The sequence below is a fragment of the Mangrovimonas sp. DI 80 genome, from assembly GCF_001975575.1.
Taxonomy (GTDB): Bacteria; Bacteroidota; Bacteroidia; order Flavobacteriales; family Flavobacteriaceae; genus Mangrovimonas_A; species Mangrovimonas_A xylaniphaga.
Map to the genome: position 1 here is coordinate 481,997 of NZ_MSDT01000002.1, position 23,226 is coordinate 505,222.

At 38.2% G+C, this 23,226-nt stretch carries 18 protein-coding genes; 11 read left to right on the plus strand and 7 right to left on the minus strand.

The features are described 5' to 3' along the window. The first annotated feature begins 110 nt into the window (after positions 1–110). Complete coding sequence (locus BKM32_RS02735; protein ID WP_076662441.1) at positions 111–2,921, plus strand: TonB-dependent receptor; 2,811 nt, start codon at positions 111–113, stop codon at positions 2,919–2,921. A 122-nt stretch (positions 2,922–3,043) separates the two neighbouring features. Beyond that, complete coding sequence (locus BKM32_RS16540) at positions 3,044–5,260, plus strand: hypothetical protein (RefSeq protein ID WP_076662442.1); 2,217 nt, start codon at positions 3,044–3,046, stop codon at positions 5,258–5,260. Positions 5,261–5,333: 73 nt separating this feature from the next. Here BKM32_RS16540 and BKM32_RS02745 read toward each other — a convergent pair whose 3' ends face one another. Then, the gene (locus tag BKM32_RS02745) at positions 5,334–5,687 is read right to left on the minus strand and encodes a toxin-antitoxin system YwqK family antitoxin (protein WP_076662443.1); all 354 of its coding nucleotides are present in this window, start codon (positions 5,685–5,687) and stop codon (positions 5,334–5,336) included. 389 nt (positions 5,688–6,076) lie between these two features. Here BKM32_RS02745 and BKM32_RS02750 point away from each other — a divergent pair, with 389 nt between their 5' ends. Both BKM32_RS02750 and BKM32_RS02755 read left to right on the plus strand, forming a co-directional pair. Continuing rightward, positions 6,077–7,282, plus strand: coding sequence for a porin (locus BKM32_RS02750; protein ID WP_076662444.1), 1,206 nt, complete (start codon positions 6,077–6,079; stop codon positions 7,280–7,282). A gap of 78 nt (positions 7,283–7,360) precedes the next feature. After that, positions 7,361–9,676, plus strand: coding sequence for an inorganic phosphate transporter (locus tag BKM32_RS02755; protein ID WP_076662445.1), 2,316 nt, complete (start codon positions 7,361–7,363; stop codon positions 9,674–9,676). A 72-nt stretch (positions 9,677–9,748) separates the two neighbouring features. Here BKM32_RS02755 and BKM32_RS02760 read toward each other — a convergent pair whose 3' ends face one another. After that, positions 9,749–12,226: a ribonucleoside-diphosphate reductase subunit alpha gene (locus BKM32_RS02760; RefSeq protein WP_076662446.1), complete on the minus strand. Its 2,478-nt coding sequence runs from the start codon at positions 12,224–12,226 to the stop codon at positions 9,749–9,751. Between the two features lie 207 nt (positions 12,227–12,433). Further along, on the minus strand, positions 12,434–13,414 hold the full coding sequence (locus tag BKM32_RS02765; RefSeq protein WP_053976283.1) for a ribonucleotide-diphosphate reductase subunit beta: 981 nt from the start codon (positions 13,412–13,414) through the stop codon (positions 12,434–12,436). Positions 13,415–14,110: 696 nt separating this feature from the next. Between BKM32_RS02765 and BKM32_RS02770 the strand changes: the two genes are divergently transcribed. Both BKM32_RS02770 and BKM32_RS02775 read left to right on the plus strand, forming a co-directional pair. Continuing rightward, positions 14,111–14,845 (plus strand): LytTR family DNA-binding domain-containing protein, encoded by a 735-nt coding sequence (locus BKM32_RS02770; protein WP_053976284.1) that lies wholly within the window; start codon positions 14,111–14,113, stop codon positions 14,843–14,845. Between the two features lies 1 nt (position 14,846). Further along, entirely contained in the window at positions 14,847–16,838 is a 1,992-nt protein-coding gene (locus tag BKM32_RS02775) for a tetratricopeptide repeat protein (RefSeq protein ID WP_083702074.1), read from the plus strand. Here BKM32_RS02775 and BKM32_RS02780 read toward each other — a convergent pair whose 3' ends face one another. Further along, positions 16,839–17,414 carry a DUF3109 family protein gene (locus BKM32_RS02780; protein WP_053976286.1) on the minus strand — a complete coding sequence of 192 codons (576 nt, stop codon included), beginning with the start codon at positions 17,412–17,414 and terminating at the stop codon, positions 16,839–16,841. A 125-nt stretch (positions 17,415–17,539) separates the two neighbouring features. On the opposite strand from BKM32_RS02780, the gene BKM32_RS02785 reads away from it, so the two are divergent. From BKM32_RS02785 to BKM32_RS02795, 3 genes are read left to right on the plus strand one after another with little or no spacing between them, the layout of a single operon-like run. Beyond that, positions 17,540–18,127: a MarC family protein gene (locus BKM32_RS02785; RefSeq protein WP_076663031.1), complete on the plus strand. Its 588-nt coding sequence runs from the start codon at positions 17,540–17,542 to the stop codon at positions 18,125–18,127. An 11-nt stretch (positions 18,128–18,138) separates the two neighbouring features. Next, positions 18,139–18,342 carry a hypothetical protein gene (locus BKM32_RS02790; RefSeq protein WP_053976287.1) on the plus strand — a complete coding sequence of 68 codons (204 nt, stop codon included), beginning with the start codon at positions 18,139–18,141 and terminating at the stop codon, positions 18,340–18,342. After that, the gene (locus BKM32_RS02795; protein WP_076662448.1) at positions 18,342–18,944 is read left to right on the plus strand and encodes an NAD(P)-binding domain-containing protein; all 603 of its coding nucleotides are present in this window, start codon (positions 18,342–18,344) and stop codon (positions 18,942–18,944) included. The genes BKM32_RS02790 and BKM32_RS02795 overlap by 1 nt, the downstream gene beginning before the upstream one ends. A 4-nt stretch (positions 18,945–18,948) precedes the next feature. Here the strand turns inward: BKM32_RS02795 and BKM32_RS02800 are convergent, their stop codons facing one another. The 3 genes from BKM32_RS02800 to BKM32_RS02810 all read right to left on the minus strand — a co-directional run bounded on the left by BKM32_RS02800 (position 18,949) and on the right by BKM32_RS02810 (position 21,837). After that, positions 18,949–20,541: a S41 family peptidase gene (locus BKM32_RS02800; RefSeq protein ID WP_123812050.1), complete on the minus strand. Its 1,593-nt coding sequence runs from the start codon at positions 20,539–20,541 to the stop codon at positions 18,949–18,951. A 40-nt stretch (positions 20,542–20,581) separates the two neighbouring features. Next, positions 20,582–21,016: a dCMP deaminase family protein gene (locus tag BKM32_RS02805; RefSeq protein ID WP_076662450.1), complete on the minus strand. Its 435-nt coding sequence runs from the start codon at positions 21,014–21,016 to the stop codon at positions 20,582–20,584. A gap of 230 nt (positions 21,017–21,246) precedes the next feature. After that, positions 21,247–21,837: a HupE/UreJ family protein gene (locus tag BKM32_RS02810; protein WP_053976291.1), complete on the minus strand. Its 591-nt coding sequence runs from the start codon at positions 21,835–21,837 to the stop codon at positions 21,247–21,249. Positions 21,838–22,016: 179 nt separating this feature from the next. On the opposite strand from BKM32_RS02810, the gene BKM32_RS02815 reads away from it, so the two are divergent. Next, positions 22,017–22,466 (plus strand): LexA family transcriptional regulator, encoded by a 450-nt coding sequence (locus tag BKM32_RS02815; RefSeq protein ID WP_076662451.1) that lies wholly within the window; start codon positions 22,017–22,019, stop codon positions 22,464–22,466. 225 nt (positions 22,467–22,691) lie between these two features. Continuing rightward, positions 22,692–23,174, plus strand: a complete 483-nt coding sequence (locus BKM32_RS02820; RefSeq protein ID WP_076662452.1) for a hypothetical protein — start codon at positions 22,692–22,694, stop codon at positions 23,172–23,174. Positions 23,175–23,226 lie beyond the last annotated feature (52 nt).

The window sequence follows — 23,226 nt, forward strand, 5'->3', positions numbered from 1 at the left end:
GCTCATCTCTTAACATTTGCCTAACCTTTTTATTACCTAGTTTTAATTATGTGTTAACATTGACTTTACAGTATGAAGGTTTCTTTGCACCGAATTACAACAACTATAATATGAGACAATTACTATTAGTATTTTCGGTGCTTTTCACCACCGTTTTTTTCGCCCAAAACACTGGTTCTGTGGCGGGAAAATTAACAGACAAAGACTTTAATAATGAACCGTTGGCCTTCGCCAACATTTTAATCAAAGGTACAACTACTGGTACTACTTCAGATTTTGATGGTCTTTATGCCATTGACAATCTGGAACCAGGAAGTTATACCTTAATATTTAGCTTCGTAGGGTACGAAACCCAAGAATTAACAGTTGAAGTGGTTGCAGGCAAAGTAACCCAGGTAGATGTACCTATGGGTGCGAGTGCCGCTTCTTTGGATGAGGTCATCATTACGACCACCACGAGAAAAGAAACTGAAGCAGCTCTATTATTGGAGCAGAAAAAAGCCACTGGAATCAAAACATCCATCGGTGCACAGGAACTTTCTAGAAAAGGTGTTGGTGACGTAGCAACTGCGGTTACCAAAGTTTCTGGAATCTCTCAACAAGAAGGTTCAGGAAGTGTATTCGTAAGAGGTTTAGGAGACCGTTACAACATCACAACCTTAAATGGATTGCCATTACCTTCAAACAACCCTGCAAACAAGAATATCGATTTGGATATCTTCAGTACAAACATTGTAGAGTTTATTGGTATCGACAAAACTTACAATGCGGCTAACTACGGAGATTTTGCAGGTGCAAATATCAACATTATCTCAAAAGACTATACAGGATCGGGATTCTTACAATTAGGATTAAGTACTGGTGCTAATACAGAAGCTATTGGTACAGATGACTTTTATTTACATGAGGGTCCAAACTATAGCGGATTCTACACAACAGACTATCCTGATTACCCACTTAACAACTACAATTTTACCACAAGTTGGGATAGAGAAAAAGGACCTATGCCTGTAAACTCAGGAATCTCGTTAGTTGGAGGAGAGACCTTAAGATTAGGAGATGAGACTAAATTAAGCTTCTTTGGAGTAGGTAACTACAGTAATGGCTTCACTTACAAAGAAGGACTTTCTAGAGGAGGTGTAAACGTATCCGGAGTACCTCTAAGTAATTTTGATTTTGAAAATTACGAGTACAAGACCAACACCACTTTGATGGGAAATATTGGTTTGAAGCACAAACAACAATCTATCAAGTACAATGTACTTTACCTAAATTCTACAAGTCAAAAGCAAATGGAATATGACGGTGTGATCAATGTATTTGATGATGCTCCAGAAGGAGGAGGTATCATACAACGTTCGGTATTCGACAGAACTGAGCTGTTCGTAAACCAATTATTGGGTGACCATGCTATAAGTGAGCAATTCGATATCAACTGGGGTATATCATATAACAAGCTTTACAACAATGTGCCAAACAGAAGACAGACCACATTGTTACCTGTTAACCCTAACGACCCTGATGGACCGAAATCTATGCAATTGGTATCTTCATCATCTGCCAACCACAGATTCTACCAGGATTTGAATGAAGATGAATTAGCCGCAAACATTGCCACTACATTCAAATTCAGCAAAAATGAAGATGAGGAATATGCAGGAAAAGTGACTTTAGGGTACAACGGGAGAATGAAAAAAGTAGATTTTGAAGCCACCCAATTCAACTTCAGGATATTACTTAGAGACTCTAACAACAACCTTATTACCCAACCGGTAGTAGACCCTTACAACGTGGATGCCTACTTTACCCAAGAAAATCTGAACGCCGGTTTATTTAGAATCGAGACCTTCCGTGGAAATGTAAATACACCAAACGCATTGGACCCTCAGTATTACAAAGGAGACCAAAATATTCACGCAGGATTTGTGAATTTTGAATATACTTTTTCTCCAAAATTCAGTGTGATTGCAGGACTTCGAGGAGAGCACATCACCCAAACTATTGGATGGGACACTTCCATAAGCTCGAGTCCAGAACCTGAGGACAACAAATTTGATACTTTCGAAATCCTACCGGCTTTATCTTTAAAGTACGCAGTAAACGACAAACATAACTTAAAATTTGCAGCAAGTAAAACTTATACCTTGCCACAGTTTAAAGAACGTGCACCTTTCCTTTACCAGGAAGTAAACCAGGATTACATAGGAAATCCAGACCTATATGCTTCTACCGATTACAATGCCGATATTATTTGGGAATTCTTCCCAGAATCAGACGAGATTTTATCTCTTGGCGCCTTTGGAAAATATATTGAAAATCCAATAAACCAAGTAACCATCGCCTCTGCATCCAACGATATTAGCTGGGTAAACTCTGGAGATTATGCTATGGCTATTGGAGCGGAGCTTGAAGTACGCAAGAACTTATTCAAAAGTGAAGTTGAAACAGACGATAGCACTTTAGCTACGGTTTTTTCTGCTGGTTTGAATGCGGCCTATATGTACACAGATCAAGAATTGGATGACGAAAAAGTAGCCGAAGAAAATTCCATAATAAACACAGTGTTCACCAACAAAAATGATCGTCTTTCTGGAGCTTCTGACTTTTTAATGAATGCCGACATTAGCTTCAACAAAGACTTTTCAGAAGATAGAAACTTCATGACCACATTAGCATTCAACTACTTTTCCGATCGTATTTACGCGTTGGGAGTTCAAGGGAGAGGAAACATGGTAGACAAAGGTTACGGAACTTTGGACCTCATTACAAAGTATCAAGTAAATGAGCACATTACTTTAGGAGCTTCATTCAAGAATTTATTGAATCCTTCTGTAGAGCGTTACCAAGACACTCAGGATGTTGACGTGCTTACTTATAAAAAAGGAAGAGACTTTAAATTATCCTTGTCTTACCAATTTTAAGTAATTGTTAACAAACCAAATATTTACCAGTATATATTCATATTAAGTTAACCATTCTGTAATCTTTAATTTAAAGCTGTTACCGTATTTCGCTTTAAATTTTTAAAACAACAAAAAACACAATGAGAAAAAATTTATTTACCTTAATTCTTACAGTGGCGACTTTGATTTCAGTTGTATCTTGTTCAAGTGACGACGACAATGGTGCACAAGCTACATGTAATGACGGAATTCAAAACGGAAACGAAACAGGTATCGATTGCGGAGGAAATTGTGAGCCTTGCGAAACCTTAAGTATTTTGGAAGGAAATATCTCTGACGATGTAACATTGGATGCTTCTATAGAGTACCAATTAACCGGTGCTTTAGTGGTTCTTAACGGTGGGTCTTTAACCATTCCCGCCGGAACCGTGATTAAGGCTACAGGTGGAACTTCAGCTTATATCGCTGTTGCTCAAGGAGCTCAAATATTTGTAAATGGTACTGCAGCAAACCCAGTAGTTATGACCTCTGCTGCCAATTCTCCAGCTGCTGGAGATTGGGGAGGATTGGTAGTTTGCGGTAATGCACCTACTAACAAAGGAACGTCTGTAACTTCAGAAGTTGGTGATTTAATTTATGGTGGAAATGTATCAAATGACAACTCTGGTTCTATTCGTTACTTAAGAGTTGAGTACACCGGTGCTACCTTTTCTAATGACAAGGAATTTAATGGCGTATCCTTATTTGGAGTAGGTTCAGGCACTACTTTTGAATATGTTCAGTCTTACAACGGTGGTGACGATGGTATCGAGTTCTTCGGTGGAACTGTAGAAGGTCGTTACTTAGTTTCTATCAACAGTGGTGACGATTCTATCGACTTTGCTGATGGCTGGACTGGAACTGGAACAAACTGGTATATCGCTGGAGGTGCTAAAGCTGGTATTGAAGGATCAAACAATGGAGATAACGGAGATGCTGCTCCTGTAACTACAACTACTCTTTCTAACATTACTGTTGTAGGACCAGTAACTGAAGGTGCACTTTACTTCAAAGAAGGTGGAGGTCACTTCACTATCAACAACTTTTATGTAACTAATGCTGACCTTGGTGTTAAAGTAAAAGATACTGATGCTGAAGCAGCAGTAAGAATTGAAAACGGAGACCTAACTATCACTAACCTACAGTTTGCTGATACTGCTGAAGGTTTTATGGCTACTGATTACACTGGTGCTAATCAATCTTTCTATACGGAAGGTGTGGCTACTGGAGCTGGAAACGGTGCTGCGGCTCCTGATTGGGCTGCAGGTTGGACTATTGGATTGGACAACAGTGGATCTGTTACTGAAAATTTGGCTGGTGAAATTACAGGAACTGTAACTTTAAATGCTAATACTGAATATTTATTAACTAGCTCCTTGGTTGTTAAAGCTAACGGAACTTTAAACATTCCTGCCGGAACTGTTATTAAAGCTACTGGAGGTACTGCTGCCTTTATTGGAGTTGCACAAAACGGAACTATCAACATCAACGGTGAGCCTAACAACCCAGTAGTAATGACTTCTGGAGCTGCTTCTCCTGCTGCCGGTGACTGGGGTGGATTGGTAATCTGTGGAAACGCTCCTACTAACAAAGGTGTTTCTGTAACCTCAGAAGTAGGTGATTTAATCTACGGTGGAAATGACACTAACGACAGTTCAGGATCAATCCAATACTTAAGAGTTGAGTACACTGGTGCTACTTTCTCTAACGACAAAGAGTTTAATGGTGTGTCTTTATTCGGTGTTGGTGCTGGTACTACTTTTGAATATGTACAGTCTTACAACGGTGGTGATGACGGTATCGAGTTCTTTGGTGGATCTGTAGTAGGTAACTACTTAGTATCTATCAATAGTGGTGACGATTCTATCGACTTTGCTGATGGTTGGACTGGAACTGGTTCTAACTGGTACATTGCTGGTGGTGCTAAAGCCGGTATTGAAGGATCTAATAACGGAGATAATGGAAATGCCACTCCTACAACTACAACTACTTTGTCTAACATCACGATTGTAGGACCTGTTGGAGAAGGAGCCCTTTACTTCAAAGAAGGAGGAGGAAACTTCACTATCGATAATTTCTACACTACTGGAGTGAACTTAGGTATCAAAGTAAAAGATACAGATGCTGAAGCTGCTGTAAGAATTGAGAACGGTGACTTAAGCATGACCAACGTAATGTTCGATAACACTGCTGAAGGATTTATCGCAACTGACTATACTGGTGCTAACCAAGCGTTCTACACTGAAGGAACTGCTACTGGTGCTGGTAACGGTGCTGACGCTCCTGAGTGGGCTGCAGGTTGGACTACCGGATTATAATAACCATATCCATACAAATAAAAAAGCATCCTAACCAGGATGCTTTTTTTGTTATTAATTAATTATATAACGATTATTTGGAAGCCAAAGTACTTTTGGTAGCCCATTCATTAACACTAGCTACTCTATTGTTCAAATAATCCACTTCTTTTAATGTGTTTTCTTCCCAAAAGAACCATTTACCGGTCTTAACACCATTATCATACTTTGCCGCAGCTATCTTCTTTCCATTCACATCATAACTATACCAATCACCCTGAAGTTTGCCGTCAAAGGTATAACTACCCGTTTGGCTAATAGTTCCGTTGTCATGATAATACACCACATCAATGACATTGGTTTCTTTATTTAACGTTAATGTTCTTTCACTCTGTGCAAATCCAAGACTTACAAAAAGCAATGCTGCAAGTACGACTATCTTTCTCATGTTGCTTTGGGTTTAAGGTTCATATATACTCAAAGTTACGAAAAATTTACATTGAATAAACATTTACGTAACATTAAATTAACATTGAAACGTAATAACACTGTTTTTCTGACAGTTAAGACTTTGAGAATATTAAATGTTATTAATAATTAGTTAATATTATCATTACATTAAAGTCATTTTATAATGGCAGATTTGCAGAGTCTTATGACAAACAATGAGAGATTCATATAATCTATTAGTTTTTGTCGACTATATTATAGTGAATTCTAGAGGCTACTTTTAATTTAGTAGCCTCTTTTGTTTAATGTTATAAACTTAATCTTCACATAACATTAAGTTAACATAGAGTTCAGTTCTTTGCCGCCGACAAAAACTAGTACCCTGATATGAAACTTAAACTTACTGCCCTAGCAGTTATGCTATGTTGTGTGCTTACTTCGCACGCCCAAGAAACTGAAACAAACAGCCCAAAATTTGGTAAAGGTCTTTTCAACCTCGTAGGTAAAGATAGTACCTGGTCTATGAAGATTGGCACCAGAATGCAATTCTTAGGTTCTTCGATTTGGAATGAAGATGACGGAGATTTAGGAAATCCACAATCCAACATGTTGCTAAGACGTGCCCGTTTAAAGTTTGACGGTTTTGCTTTAACCCCAAAACTTAAGTATAAAATAGAACTGGGTCTATCAAACCGTGATATGTCTGGTGCTTCCTATTATACCCACAATACCCCTCGTGTTGTTATGGACGCTGTAATGAAATGGAACTTCCACGGAAACTTCGTGCTTTGGTTTGGACAAACCAAACTTCCAGGAAACCGCGAGCGCGTTATTTCTTCTTCTAACCTACAATTTGTAGACAGATCTATCCTTAATGCTGGATTTAACATCGATCGCGATATGGGAATCCAATTACACCATCAAATTGCGATAACGGAGAAATTCGTTATTACCGAAGCTTTGGCTGTATCTCAAGGAGAAGGAAGAAACGTTACTACCGGTAATTTAGGAGGTCATCAATATACAGGTCGTGTAGAGTTATATCCTTTTGGTAAATTTGAAGGAAAAGAAGACTATGTAGGAAGCGACCTAAAGCGCACAGCAACCCCAAAATTAGCCCTTGGAGTATCTTACGACTTTAACGACAATGCGGTGAGAATAAGAAGTAATAGTGGTTCTTACATGGAAACAGACACTGGTTTATTTGAAACAGACATCACAACCTTATTTGTAGATGCTATGTTCAAATACCGCGGTTTATCCATTATGGCAGAATATGCCGACAGAGATGCAGACTCTCCTGTTGCTATTAACAGCGATGGAACCCCCACTGGAGACATTGTACAAATTGGATCTGGATATAATTTTTCTGCGGGATACCTATTCAAGAACAATTGGGAGCTTGCAGGACGATATTCCAATACCGATTTTAAAGAAATTACAGGAAGAGACACCACAAATGAGTATACTCTTGGAGTTTCTAAGTATATTGTAGGTCATAAACTTAAGGTCCAAACAGATATCACTTATGCAGACAATGCAATTAAATCAGACAAGCTTGCTTGCCGACTGCAATTTGAAATCCAATTTTAAGCAATTAAAATGATAACAATTAGGTAACGCACCTAATAAAAACACTATAGATATTTGCAAATTATTTGAAGTTAAATTATGGATAACATTTATTTATTAATGATAATTGCCCTAGGCGTATTGGCCATAGCCGATTTGATTGTTGGGGTAAGTAACGACGCAGTAAACTTTTTAAACTCAGCCATTGGGTCCAAGGCGTTCTCCTTTAAAACCATCATGATTGTTGCCAGTCTTGGGGTAGCCGTTGGGGCCATATTTTCCAGTGGTATGATGGAAGTTGCCAGAAAGGGAATTTTCAACCCTGGAGAGTTCATGTTCAATGAAATCATGATCATTTTCATGGCCGTTATGATAACGGACATCCTGCTTCTGGACTTTTTCAATTCGGTCGGGATGCCAACATCAACCACGGTTTCCATTGTATTTGAATTACTTGGAGCTTCTGTTGCCATGGCACTGATTAAAATTGCCAACGATGGCGGGACCTTTACAGATGTTGTTAACTACATCAACACTTCCAAGGCAACCGAAATTATATTTGGTATTCTGCTCTCGGTAGTCGTAGCTTTCTCTATTGGAGCTTTGGTACAATGGGTTTCTAGACTTTTATTGTCTTACGATTTTGAAAAGAAAGCATCCTGGGTAGGTGGATTGTTCGGAGGATTTGCCCTAACAGCCATTACTTATTTCATCTTCATGAAGGGTATCAAAGGTACCAACTATGCCAAAGAAAGTTTTGACGTTTTAGGAGGCGAAACCATTAGCCACTTTTTAGAGCACCAAGTATTACTTATTGTAGCAATCAGCTTGGTATTTTGGTCTCTATTCTCTTTAGCTTTGATCAAATTTGCTAAAACCAACATCTATAAATTAGTAATCCTAGTAGGAACTTTTGCTCTAGCCTTAGCTTTTGCAGGAAACGATTTGGTAAACTTTATTGGTGTACCAATTGCAGGATGGCAGTCATTCCAAGCTTGGACGGCTTCAGGAGCAGCACCAGATGCCTTTGCAATGGCCAGCTTAGCTTCCAAAGTACCAACTCCAACATTCCTATTAGTAATCGCAGGTTTAGTAATGGTAGTAACACTTTGGTTCTCTAGCAAAGCTAAAGACGTTGTAAAAACATCTTTGGACCTTTCAAGTCAAGAAGCCACCAAAGAGCGTTTCCAACCTAATTTCTTATCCAGAATCTTTGTTAGAACTACTATCGTAGCATCTCAAGTTTCCTCTTACATATTACCGAAATCATGGCAAGAGAAAATTGACAAGCAATTTGAAAAACCAGTAATTACCCTTAAAAAGGACAAAACCTACGAATTGCCTGCATTCGACTTGGTAAGAGCTGCCGTGAACTTAATGGTTGCCGCTGTATTGATCTCTATTGCGACATCCATGAAATTACCGCTTTCCACTACCTATGTAACCTTTATGGTTGCCATGGGTACATCCTTGGCCGATAAAGCTTGGGGAGCAGAAAGTGCCGTATATCGTGTAGCAGGAGTATTGAATGTTATTGGAGGATGGTTCTTTACAGCTCTTATCGCCTTTGTATCGGCTGCAGTTATTGCCTACTTCCTAAACTGGAATGTAAAGGTAATGGTACCTGTATTGTTGTTATTAGCTACTATCATCTTGGTACGCAACTACCTAAAACATAACAAAAAATCCAAAGAACTTAAAGCTGAAGACCGTCTGTTAAAAGCAGAAAGCAGTTCTGTACAAGGCGTTATCCATGAGAGCGCCAACAATATTGCTAATGTTGTAGAGAGAGGTAACAGAATCTACACCAACGCTATCAACGGTTTAGCAAGACAAGATTTGGCAATGCTTAAAAAGAACAGAAAGCAGGTAGTAAAATTATCTGAAGAAATTGATGAATTACGTGACAACATCTTCTATTTCATCAAAAACTTGGACGAATCCAGTGTTAGCGCAAGTAATTTTTACATCAATATTTTAGGCTACCTTCAAGATATGACCCAGTCTTTGGATTATATCTCGAAAGCGAGTCATAAGCACATCAACAATAATCACAAGAAATTGAAATTCAGCCAGATTAAGGAGCTGAAGGAAGTTGATGAGCGTTTTGAGCGTTTCTTCAAGAATACCAAGAATGCTTTTGAATCCCATTCATTTGCTGAAATTGGAAAAATCTTGAACAGAAAAGAAGAGATTGTGTCTTTGGTAACGGATAAAATCCAAAAACAAGTAGAACGCACTAGAACTGAAGAATCAAGCCCGAAAAACACGACGCTTTATTTCAGTATGCTATTGGAAACAAAAGACCTTCTTAATGCCACTATGAACTTATTGGAAGAGTATCACAATGCCCATGACAGTTCTGTGAAACCAGCAACCTTAGGAAAACTATTTGCTGGAAACGAAGAAGAATAAATTATACACTCCAAATCAAAAAAGCCATCTCAATGAGATGGCTTTTTTTGTTTAACAATAAAACACACACTATTAAGATCCGCACATAAGGCAATCATCTCCTTCGTTTGCTTTGGCAGCCTCAATCAAGGCTTTCATTTCCTCAGGACTCATTGGCTCCACTTCAACTTCCGTAGTTTCCTTTACAAATTTAGCTGCTGTTTTAGCAGCTTGTTCTTGCTGTTGCTCTACTATCAAGGTTTCCGTTTCTATTTTAGGAGCAACAATTTCTTCCTTCTTTTTACTATTATCTAAGGTGAATTTAATGGCATCTACGGCACTTTTGGTACGCAAGTAGTACATACCGGTCTTAAGTCCGCTTTTCCATGCGTAAAAGTGCATAGAGGTCAATTTAGCCATAGTGGCTCCCTCCATAAAAAGATTCAATGATTGGGATTGATCGATGAAATAACCACGATGACGCGCCATGTCGATGATATCCTTCATACTCAATTCCCAAACCGTTTTGTACAATTCTTTAATATCCTCTGGAATACCATCAATATCCTGAATAGAGCCATTCGCTCTCATAATTTCCTGCTTCAAGGTTTCATTCCACAACCCTAGATCTACCAAGTCTTCCAACAAATGTTTGTTCACAACAATAAATTCACCAGATAACACTCTTCTGGTGTAGATATTAGAGGTATAAGGCTCAAAACACTCATTGTTCCCCAAAATTTGGGAGGTTGAGGCCGTAGGCATTGGCGCTACCAACAACGAATTGCGAACCCCGTGTTTCACCACGTCATTTCTAAGTTTCGCCCAGTCCCATCGACCACTTAACTCCTCATCATCGATACCCCAAAGGTTATGCTGGAATTCCCCTTTACTAATAGGTGACCCCTCATAACTTTGGTAAGGACCATCCGCAATAGCCTCTTCCATACTAGCGGTAATAGCAGCAAAATAAAGAGTTTCAAAGATTTCCTGATTCAGTTTTTTAGCTTCATCGCTTGTAAACGGCATACGTAATTTAATGAACGTATCTGCCAAACCTTGAACTCCCAGACCAACTGGACGATGTCTAAAATTGGAGTTCTGAGCTTCTATAACCGGGTAATAATTTCTATCGATAACCCTGTTAAGATTTTTGGTAACACGCTTGGTAATTTTAAACAGTTCCTTATGATCGAACTCTCCATTTTTGATAAACATCGGCAAGGCAATGGATGCCAAATTACACACAGCCACTTCATCTGGCGCAGTATATTCCAAAATCTCAGTACATAAATTTGACGAACGGATAGTTCCTAAATTTTGCTGATTGGATTTACGATTGGCCGCATCCTTATACAACATATAAGGCGTACCTGTTTCAATTTGGGATTCCAAGATTTTCTCCCACAATTCACGAGCCTTAATGGTTTTACGTCCTCTTCCTTCAGCCTCATATTTCAAGTACAATTCTTCAAAAGCTTCACTGTGCGTTTCATCCAATCCAGGACATTCATTAGGACACATTAAAGTCCATTGACCATCCTCTTGCACACGTTTCATAAATAAATCGGAAATCCACATGGCGTAGAATAGATCACGCGCACGCATTTCCTCCTTTCCGTGATTCTTCTTCAAATCAAGGAAATCAAAAATATCGGCATGCCATGTTTCGATATAAATAGCAAAACTACCTTTGCGCTTCCCTCCTCCTTGATCGACATAACGCGCTGTATCATTGAACACGCGCAGCATAGGCACAATACCATTGGAAGTGCCATTGGTTCCCGAAATATAACTTCCCGTAGCTCTTACATTATGAATTGCCAATCCAATACCACCCGCAGATTGTGAAATTTTCGCTGTTTGTTTCAACGTATCATAAATTCCATCAATACTATCCTCCTTCATGGTCAATAGGAAACAAGAAGACATCTGTGGTTTGGGTGTCCCAGAATTAAAAAGTGTAGGTGTAGCGTGTGTAAAGTATTTTTTAGACATCAACTCATAGGTCTCAACAACTGCATCCATATCATTAAGATGGATGCCCACCGCTACCCTCATCAACATGTGCTGTGGACGTTCAGCAATATTACCATTGAGTTTTAATAAATAAGAACGTTCCAAAGTTTTGAACCCAAAATAATCATAACCAAAATCGCGATTGTAAATGATTGTGGAATCCAAAATGTCACGGTTTTCCATAACAACATTATACACTTCCTCTGAAAGCAAAGGCGCCTTTTTTCCAGTACGAGGATTGACATAGGTATAAAGGTCTTGCATGACTTCACTGAAGGTCTTCTTTGTATTTTTATGTAAATTCGATACCGAAATTCTTGCCGCCAATCGAGCGTAATCAGGGTGGGCAGTCGTCAAGGTTGCAGCAATCTCGGCCGCCAAATTATCCAACTCACTGGTAGTAACCCCATCATACAACCCTTCAATTACGCGCATTGCGACTTTTACCGGATCTACCAATTCGTTCAATCCGTAGCACAGTTTTCTAACTCTGGCGGTGATTTTGTCGAACATCACCGGTTCCTTTCGGCCATCTCTTTTTACTACATACATATGTTTTTCAAGTTTTTAGCTTTCTGAATCACTTCAGAAAATGGGTTAATTAGTTAGCCCGAACCCTGAAGCTTTCAAAATTCGGTAAGATAGGCCCTGAATTTTCAAGAAAATACACCTTAAAAACTGCAGAGCTTAATTTTTTATAATAAGTTTTGATTCCCTTAAAACAGGGTTATTCTTTTAGATTTGAGAAACCACCAAATATTAAAAATCAGCGTCAAATTTGAATTTATCTTCTTCCTCCTCTTTGTTAAGCACACCTGCCTTTTGGTATTCTGACACACGCTTTTCAAAGAAATTGGTTTTCCCCTGTAGGGAAATCATATCCATAAAATCAAAAGGATTGGCAGTATTATAGACTTTTTCACAACCCAATTCACTCAACAAACGGTCTGTAACAAACTCCAAGTATTGTGTCATCAATTTAGAATTCATCCCGATTAAACTAACAGGAAGTGACTCTGTGATAAATTCTCTTTCAATATCAAGGGCATCCACCAAAATTTCGGTGATACGTGCCTTTGGCACTTTATTGACAAGGTGATGATTGTGCAGGTGAACCGCAAAGTCACAGTGTACACCTTCATCTCTTGAAATTAGCTCATTTGAGAAAGTTAACCCTGGCATCAAACCTCGCTTTTTAAGCCAAAAAATGGAACAGAAGGCTCCAGAAAAGAATATCCCTTCCACAGCTGCGAAGGCGATCAATCGCTCCGCAAAACTTGGCGATTCTATCCATTTCAAAGCCCACTCGGCCTTTTTCTTAATCGCAGGAAACGTTTCAATAGCATTAAAGAGCATGCTCTTTTCCTTTTCGTCTTTTACATAAGTATCAATCAACAACGAATAGGTTTCACTATGGATGTTTTCCATCATGATTTGAAACCCATAAAAGAATTTGGCTTCGCTGTATTGCACTTCGTTAACGAAGTTTTCGGCAAGATTTTCATTCACAATCCCATCACTGGCCGCAAAAAATGCCAAGATGTGCTTTATGAAGTAACGCTCGTCGTCATTCAATTTACTTTGCCAATCTGTAAGATCTTGATGCAAATCTATTTCTTCGGCCGTCCAGAAACTGGCTTCAGATTTTTTATACCACTCCCAAATATCGTGGTGTTGAATTGGAAAAATTACGAATCGATCTTTGTTTTCTTGTAAAATTGGTTCAGTAGTTTGAGACATTAGTGTTTTGGTTTTTTGATGATTTAAATGAACATTTTTGTTGATTTGGGTTTAACAAATATTCAAAATTGAAGCTGAAAAAGAAAGCTAATTTTATGAACATTGTCAACAAGTTTTTAACAAGTTCGAAATCACCTAAAACTCAAAAGTTTACAAAAAACAAACACCAAACCCTTATACAGCAAGACTTTACATAATTTACAACCATCCAATTATTTACAAATTTCACAAACAATTGACAACAACAAAACATTAAATTTTGGTCAATAAAAAGAGAAGAAACCAATCTACCATTGGCACAAATAAAAAGAGAGCCTGACCAGCTCTCTTTTCCCCAATAATTAACTAAACTAACTAAAACTATACTTTAAAGAAATAGTTACCTTAAATTTTGTGATGACGAAACTAGATTGCTCTGGCTTCAATTGATTAATAGCGTATAATCAAAAAAGTGAATCACAAAAATCACTTTTACTTTACAAAAAATTTATCCCTTTAACACTTCAAATATCTTTAATTCAATTCAACTAAATTACCCTACTTGTATAGTTGGTTAAAAAAACTGTATAATTGGAACACTCTTTAAATTAGACAAAATAGTGTAAAATCCACACTATTCTTCACAATTTATTTTAACTAATTTCAAATTATTAACAGCATGTACTTCTATACTAGAATATTACTATATTTGAAGCTATGATAAAAGCCGTTATAGTTGACGATGAACCAAAAGCCATACAAAGTTTGTCCTGGGAACTGACAAACTTTAGCGATGATATAGAAATCGTCAACACATTCACCTCTCCGGAGGCCGCCCTAGACTATCTTGAGACCAATCCACCAGACTGTTTGTTTTTAGACATACAGATGCCTACAATGGACGGGTTTCAGTTTTTGGACAAACTTCCAAACAAGGATTTTGCCATTGTAATTACCACAGCTTATAACGAATATGCTATAAAGGCCCTAAAACATGAGGCCATAGATTACTTGCTGAAACCAATAGATTCAGACGATCTTGAGGACACCATCAAACGCATTAAAAAATTCAACTACAGATTACTCAATTCTTCCAAGATTGAAGAAGTATTGATAAATTTTCATACCAAATTCGACCAGAAAAAAATCACCATCAATACCGATGGAAAACTCATGTTCGTCCCTGTAGATGATATCCTTTTCATTGAATCTGATGGAAATTACAGTACCATCGTTATGGCCGACGGACAGAAAACCGTTATCACCAAAAAACTGAAAGAGGTGAACAGTATTCTACCAAAACAGTATTTTTTCAGAATCCATAACTCTTTTATCATCAACCTCAACCGAATTAAGGAATACATCAAAAACGATGGATATGTTGTCATGCAATCCAACCATAAAATTCCTGTAGCAAGGCAACGTAAATCAAATTTTTTAGAGAAATTTTAAAATGTCAATTTCATTTTCTTCTGGATTTTCAAGAACCCTCTTGCTGTCTAAAAACTGTACTTTAGTACTTTTTGGACTGCTAATGCTTGCTAGTATAAAAACCTATTCCCAGTCCTCGGGAGACTTTTACGATACAGCAACAGCTCTCATGAAAACAACTCCAAAGAATTATGAGGAGATTAATGAGGCCTTTAAAAGTTTCAGAAGAGACAGCATTAAAATGAAAACTTTGGCCACCATGGCTGAAGCCTCCAATTATTTGGAAGCCGAATGTTACGCCTATAACTCTTTGGGTGTTATATACCGAAACATCTCTCATTACGAAATAGCCATTGAAAACCACAAGAAAGCCTACGAACTATCGGAATCGGCTAACAATATCGAGTTACAGGTAATATGTCTTAACATGCTGGGAGTGGTTTACAGAAGGATGGACTTGGTAAAACCAGCCCTAGACTACCACAAAAAAGCTTTAGATCTAGCCAATTCGCAACAACCACTTACAACTGAATTAAAACACAGTATTGCAGTTTCCCAAAATAGTATGGGAAACATTTACCTAGCCCTGAACCAATATGACATGGCCCTTAAACAGTTCACCAAATCCTTGGTCATAGAAAAGGAACAGGATAATATTTTAGGTCTAGCCATCAATTACCAAAACATAGGCTATGCCAACGAAGCCAAAGGCCTTTTGGACGAGGCTCTGATTGACTATAAAACCTCACTGGAATACAATAATCAAATTAATTCAGACATTGGCCGTGTCATCTGCAACAATAGCATCGCCCAGATTTACATTAAACAAGGAAAACCCCAAGAAGCAAAAGAAATCATAGAAGACGCTTTGAAAATGGCCCTTATGGAAGGTGACCAACTTTACATTGCGTCCTCTTATATCAACTTAGGTTGGGCCCAAAACGAATTGGGACTTCATAATGAAGCCGAAAACAACTTAAAAACCGCCCTCGATATTGGCACAAAATACGGTTTGAAAGGATCCAAAGTGGAGGCCAACAAACACCTTTCAGAACTCTACCAAAAACTAGGAAACTACAAAGCCGCCTTAGAAAAGTATAAAGACTACATTGCTGAGGAAGAAACCATATTAAACGAACGTAACCTACAATATGTAAACGACATCATTATACAATACGAAAGTGAAATCAAAAACAATCAAATACGAGTACTTGCCAGTGAAAACGAACTAGTAAAATCTAAATTACTGCGCAACCAAAAAATATTTTGGTACTCACTTATTGCCTTAATTCTTATTGCGGGGGGAATTATTACCGTAAACAGACACCGCCAGTTAAAACAGGAAAAACAGATTCTTACCTTGGAGCAAGATATGCTTAGAAGTCAGATGAACCCGCACTTCATTTTCAACTCCTTAAACTCCATCAAGCTATACATTATCAATAATGAAAAGGAAAATGCAGTGTATTACCTCAACAAATTTTCCAAACTCATCAGAAAGATCTTGATTGCTTCCACCGAGAAAGAAATCTCTTTGGAAGACGAATTGGACACCATGAAACTCTATATGAACATAGAGAATATCCGGTTTTCAAATGAAATAGATTTTAAGGTTAAAATTGACGACAACATCAACACTGCTAACGTAAAGCTTCCTTCTTTGATTTTACAACCCTTTTTGGAAAATGCGCTTTGGCATGGGCTTTCCTCCAAAAAAGAAGACAAGAAAATTGTACTGCACGCCTCAAAAACCACAGATGACTACGTAACCATTTCTATCAAAGACAACGGTATTGGAAGAATAGAATCTGAAAAAATCAACAAGAACAAACTGCTGAAAAGAAAGTCGGTTGGGATTGCCTTAACGAAGGCAAGATTATCCAATTTTTACAAAACCTATACAAGTCCGTACAAAATTGAAGTTGAAGATTTGTACGACACCAACCATAAGCCAACAGGCACCAAGGTCATCATACATATCCCAACACGATCCAATGTACTTAGAACCGCCTAACTATTTAGATTTCTGAAGTTTTTCGGCAACTTTTTCCAATTCAGCGTACCAATCTTCACCGAACTTACGGATAAGCGCCTGCTTCACAAATTTGTAGACAGGCACCTGAAGTTCCTTTCCCAAACTACAGGCATCATCACATATATGCCACCTGTGGTAATTTACAGCCGAAAACTCACTATAATCCTGCACCCTTACTGGATACAAATGACAGGACACCGGTTTTTTCCAAGAAATATCTCCTTGATTATAGGCTTCCTCAATAGCACAAAGGGCCGTTCCTTTTTTATCAAAAATAACGTAGGCACAATCAGCACCATCTATTAAAGGGGTTTCCAATTCGTCATCTTCCGTGGTAATATAAGTACCCTGCGCCTCTATAGCCGCAATACCTTCTTTACGCAAATAAGGTTTAACTTTTGGATAAATCTCCTTCAAAATCGCAGCTTCCTCTTCATCTAAAGGCGCTCCCGCATCGCCATCAATACAACAAGCCCCTTTACAGGCAGAAAGATTGCACACAAAATCATTCTCTATGATTTCCTCCGAAACTATGGTTTTTCCTAACTGAAACATGCCGCAAAGATAAGCCAATAATCCGTCAAAAGTAACCCCTTTAAAAGCAATTAAATTTTATAGCCTTTATAAAGCCCATTAATTTGTAAATGCCGAAATTTGCCAAAAATTTCCATCATAACATGATACAATTCAACATAAAAGAAATCATCACCACCTTTATGGTATTGTTTGCCGTAATAGACATTATTGGCAGCATTCCAATCATCATAGACCTTCGAAAAAAAGCAGGCCACATCCAAAGCGAAAAAGCCTCAATCATCGCTGGAATTATCATGATTCTGTTCCTGTTTTTAGGAAAAAGCATTTTGTCCATTATTGGTATTGGAGTGAACTCCTTTGCCGTAGCAGGAGCCTTTGTACTATTCTTTATTGCTTTGGAAATGATTTTAGGAATTACCCTTTACAAAGAGGAAGAAAGCAATGCCATGAACGCGAGTGTATTCCCTTTAGCATTTCCATTGATTGCCGGCCCCGGAAGTTTAACAACACTTTTATCCCTAAGAGCAGAATACCGTATCGAGAATATTATCATAGCCGTAATACTGAATGTTTTATTGATTTTTATTGTACTAAAGACCTCTTCAAGGATTGAACGAATGATTGGCCAAAACGGTATTGCAGTTATTAGAAAAATATTTGGTGTGATTTTGCTGGCCATAGCCGTAAAACTATTTGCCCATAACATTAAAGCCCTTTTTGAACTCGCTTAAACACTTATATCATGAAACTATTTACCATCATTTTTACAGTCATTGCCGCGGCACTTATCATATTCAACATTACCCAAATTGATTTTAGCGCACCATTTCAAGGACAAAGTATCATTGCTTTGATTACCATTCTAGCCGCCCTTTGCGGAATAGTTTTGCTACAAATTTTGCGCATTTCCAAGCGCATTGAGAAACAATTAAAAAACAAAAAGTAATGTTTGACGCCCTGATTATTGGAGGAGGCGCTGCAGGAATGTCCTGCGGCTTGGTTTTGGGTTCCGCGGTTACTAAAGAGTACGCCAAAGACAAACATATTGGTATCATAATGCACCAAAAGGCTTCCCATCTGCAAACCGCTTTATTCAATAATGCTTTGGGGCTCCCAGCAGGAACTACTGGGCAATCTGTTTTAGAATTAGGAAAGGAACAACTCGCCACGCAATATCCACATGTAGCGCAAATTGAAAGTGAAAAAGTTTTGGAAATAAAGCCTCTTCCTGAAGGATTTGAGGTTATTACCAACAAACTCAGCTACACCTCCAAACTAGTCGTAATCGCGGTTGGCTACACCAATCTTTTGAACATAAAAGGCCTTGAATCATTTGTAGGCCCTCATCCTCGTGCCGCCGCTGAAAAAGAGCGCATTTGGCTAAAAAATGAAGACCACCTTATCACAAAAGGACTTTATGCTGCTGGAACTTTAGCAGGTTGGAGAAGTCAATTCAATATTGCCGCAGGAAGTGGCGCACAAGTAGCTACAGATATTTTAACACTTTGGAACAACGGCCAAGATAGCCACGTACACGATAAACTATAAGAAGCTATTGACCTTCGCTTAATTCAACGACTTCCAAGATCATTTCATCGGCGGCATTTATGATACGTTCGTAAGTATTGCCGCCATATAGTTGGTCTGCTAAATCTGCTTTGATCATTCTTTTAATGGCATCATGATAAGCCACAAAGGTCATTTTGGTACTTTCCTTGAGATTTAAGTAATTCTGAAATTTGACTACGATATCGTCACTCACCTCAAAGTTTTTGATAAAATCCTCTTTGTCTACATCTCCATAAACACTTCTATCTCGATCCAATTCTTCAAATACAAAATTACTGATGTAACCTCTGCGTTTGATATAACTTAAAGTTTCATTTTGAAAACTAGTATCCAATGGCACAAAAATATCTGGAATGATGCCTCCACCTCCATACACAATTTTCCCTTTAGGAGTCACAAACCTCAACGAATCGGCCACTTCAATATTCTGTTCTTCATTAAGCTCTCCATTACGCAAACGCTTGTAGTAATCGTTGTAATACTCATCATTACCACCATTATGGTACGGCCTCTGTATAGAGCGCCCAGTAGGCGTATAGTATCTGGAGACCGTCAAGCGAACGGCACTACCATCACCCAAAGCCATTTCACGTTGCACCAAACCTTTACCATAAGAACGCCTTCCCACAATAATCCCCTTATCATTATCCTGAAGAGCTCCCGCCACTATTTCGCTCGCAGAAGCCGAGTTTTCATTAATAAGAATATAGATTTCACCTTCCTCAAAATCGCCATTGCGCGTAGCATAGCTTCGTTCAATTTTACCCGCTTTGTTTTTGGTAAACAGAATGAGCTTGTCATCTTCCAAAAATTCATCTACAATCTGCTCTGCAATTCCTAAAAATCCCCCTGGATTGTCTCGAAGATCCAAAACCAATTGAGTAGCTCCTTGATCCTGGAGTCTATCCAAGGCCACTTTAAACTCGCGATAAGTAGATTCTGCAAATCGGTTGATTTTGATATAGCCCAATTTGTAGGTAAGCATATACGCGGCATCCACACTTTTGATAGGAATTACAGTACGCTTCACATCAAAGTCAAGCAGCTCGTCCTCCCCTTTTCTATAAACCGTTAGATGCACTTTGGTATTCTTCTCCCCTTTCAGCTTTTGAATGATATCATCGTTAGACCATTGCCTTCCGAAAATAGAATCCCCATCGGCCACAATAATACGATCACCTCCCTTGATACCCGCCTTTTCACTAGGACCGCCTTCCACAGGTCTGATGACCGTTACCGTATCCTTATAAGTATAGAAGCTCACGCCAATCCCTACAAAATCCCCCTTCATATTCTCCGTAACACGTTCCATTTCCCCTTGGGGAATATAGGTGGAATGCGGATCTAGATTATCCAAAATACCATTCACGGTAACGTCTACAATGCTGTCTGTATTAACGTCATCTACATATTCGTATTCAATATAATCTATCAAACGGTTGAGCTTGTCCTTTTTGCTATTGGACGTAAAAAGCCTATCGGAGGTATCTGCAAAATTCAGTTTCCCTCCAATTAATACGCCAATAGCCACGGCTATTCCCATAAGAAGCGGTATGTACTTTTTCTTAAAACTCAAATCCCTTCTCGAGGTTTCAATTCATTTTTAGCTCAACAATTTATGAATCTTCCAAAGCTTCTATCAGCTCCAATTCAATCCCTGCCTTTTCCAAAAATTTAATTCCAGAATCATCTTTATAAGGCTGTTGGTAAACCACCCTAACAATTCCTGCTTGATGGATCAGTTTACTACATTCTTTACACGGTGACAAAGTAATATATAATGTTGCCCCTTTACAGGACTGCGTGGAAGAGGCCACTTTTAAAATAGCATTGGCTTCGGCATGCAGCACATACCATTTCGTATATCCTTCGTCATCTTCGCAATAATTTTCAAAACCGGTGGGAGTTCCATTGTACCCATCGGAAATGATCATTCTATCTTTTACTATTAGGGCTCCAACTTGTTTGCGTTTACAATGTGATAATTTCCCCCATTCCTTAGCAATTCTTAAATACGCCTTGTCATAGCGTAACTGTTTCTTTTTCGGCATTTAGTTTAGTTTCAATATCAGGGTGTGCCTGCTCCCGTACCTATCTAAAAAAGTACAGGATATTTGCACAAATTTTATTCTATTATGGTTTTCCCCATTAATCTTTAAGGGGTAAAAAGGGATATCGCCTACATGACTGCAAACGGTATAACGAAGATAACGGGTTCATATTTTAATTGCAATGCGTTTAGAGTTAAAGTTTTATCAAAACCCTAAATTTCATGCATTATTTAGGAAAGGTAACCGCTACGCATGAGCATAGGAAGCATGGCTCCCAAAACCATAGCCGAAATGACCATGACCCAATCACGTTTAGAGAACCTAAAAATAGTCTCGCACAGAAATCCTAAAAACAATACAATAAAGGCAATGATGAGCTGACCTATTTCCAAGCCCAAGGAAATTTCCAAAAGCGTCACCAGCTTCATATCCGAGGCATGTACAAATTTACCAAAAGTCCCAACATAGCCCATTCCATGGACCAATCCTAAAAACAAGGTTGCAAAAAACAAAATCCCTATTTTTTCATTCGGAGCCTTTTTACCAGAGGTAAACACATTGTACAATGCAACAATTAAGATGGTAATGGGAATTAAAAATTCCACGAGTGAAGCATTCACCCTAACCACATTATAGGAAGCCAAGGCTAAAGACAAGGAATGTCCTAATGTAAATACCGTAATGAGAAGCAGGATACGTTTCCAATCTTTAAACGCATATGGCACCATTAAAACAATTAAAAACAAAATGTGATCGTAGGCTTTAATATTCAGTACGTGGTACATGCCTTGCTGCAGGTGAGTCAAAAAATCGGCTAGCATAATTAATTACAATTTGGGATAAGTCAAAGTTACGATTAATGGGGAACTGGCAAAACAAATTTTAACATAAGAAGCTCTTTAAAATTTCTAGATATTTATACTTTTTAATGTAATTTTAAAATCTTTTGTAACGTGATTCTGTTCACTCAACAAAACGCTAACAGCCAAAACTAAGCCAAATGCCCTTAAAGTTTTTAACCCCTAAAAACAGCCTAGAGTTTTTTACGCCAGACACTGAAAATTCTCTTGAAATTACACTAGCACAAACTGGAATTTCGGCAGGCTATCCTTCTCCAGCAGAGGACTACAACGACTCTAAAATAAGCCTGGACAAAACCTTGGTTCGCAACAAGGAAACGACTTTTTATGCAAAAGTTAGCGGTCAATCCATGATAGGCGCTGGATTGGACGACGGCGATCTATTGGTGGTTGATAGAGGAATAAACCCGAAGCACAATAAAATAGCTGTGTGTTTTATTGATGGAGAATTTACCGTAAAGCGCCTTAACGTCACTTCGGAGGGCATCTTTTTAATGCCCGAAAACCCCGCCTATGACCCTATAAAAGTTTCTAGCGAAAGTAACTTCCAAATATGGGGTATTGTAACCCATGTGATCAAAAAAATGTAATCTTTAACATTTTCACATATTATACCCCCAACCAACTTTTAAGGCTTTTTCCTTAAAGTTAGCCCCGCCAAACCATGGATTCCTTAACCTGTCAACCTCTGACTGAATAGCATTTTTTCAATTTTATTTTACAGAACACAACTATTTTCTTAACTTTCTCATAAAATATTGATATTTTAACACTTTAATCTAATTAGATTAAACTTTAACCTTAATTCAATTGTTATGAAAAAATCACTTCTTGTGGCGCTTCTTACACTAGGGTTTTCTTGGGTACTTACAAGTTGCTCCTCTGATGATGACAACAATAATTCAAATAACGATGCAATTATTGAAGAGGTTGAAAATATTGCTGAATCTGGGGATTGGATTATAACTTCATTCATAGATTCTAATGAAGATGAAACCAGCCATTTCACAGGGTACAACTTCACTTTTGGAAGCAATGGCACCCTAACCGCAACCAACGGCACAACTACCCATACAGGTATCTGGACTATTACCGATAGTAGCAATAGTACAGACGATGACAATAACAGTGATGACGATCTTGATTTCAATATCTTTTTTAATGTACCAGACACTAATGATTTTGAAGACCTAAATGACGATTGGGATATAGACACCTATAGCAGTACAACAATTAAACTTATCGATGTTAGTGGAGGCAATGGAGGCACCGATACGTTGACTTTCCAAAAGATATAACCTTCACATTAGACAAGAAATAACAAAAACAAACCCCCATTGTACTTTTCAG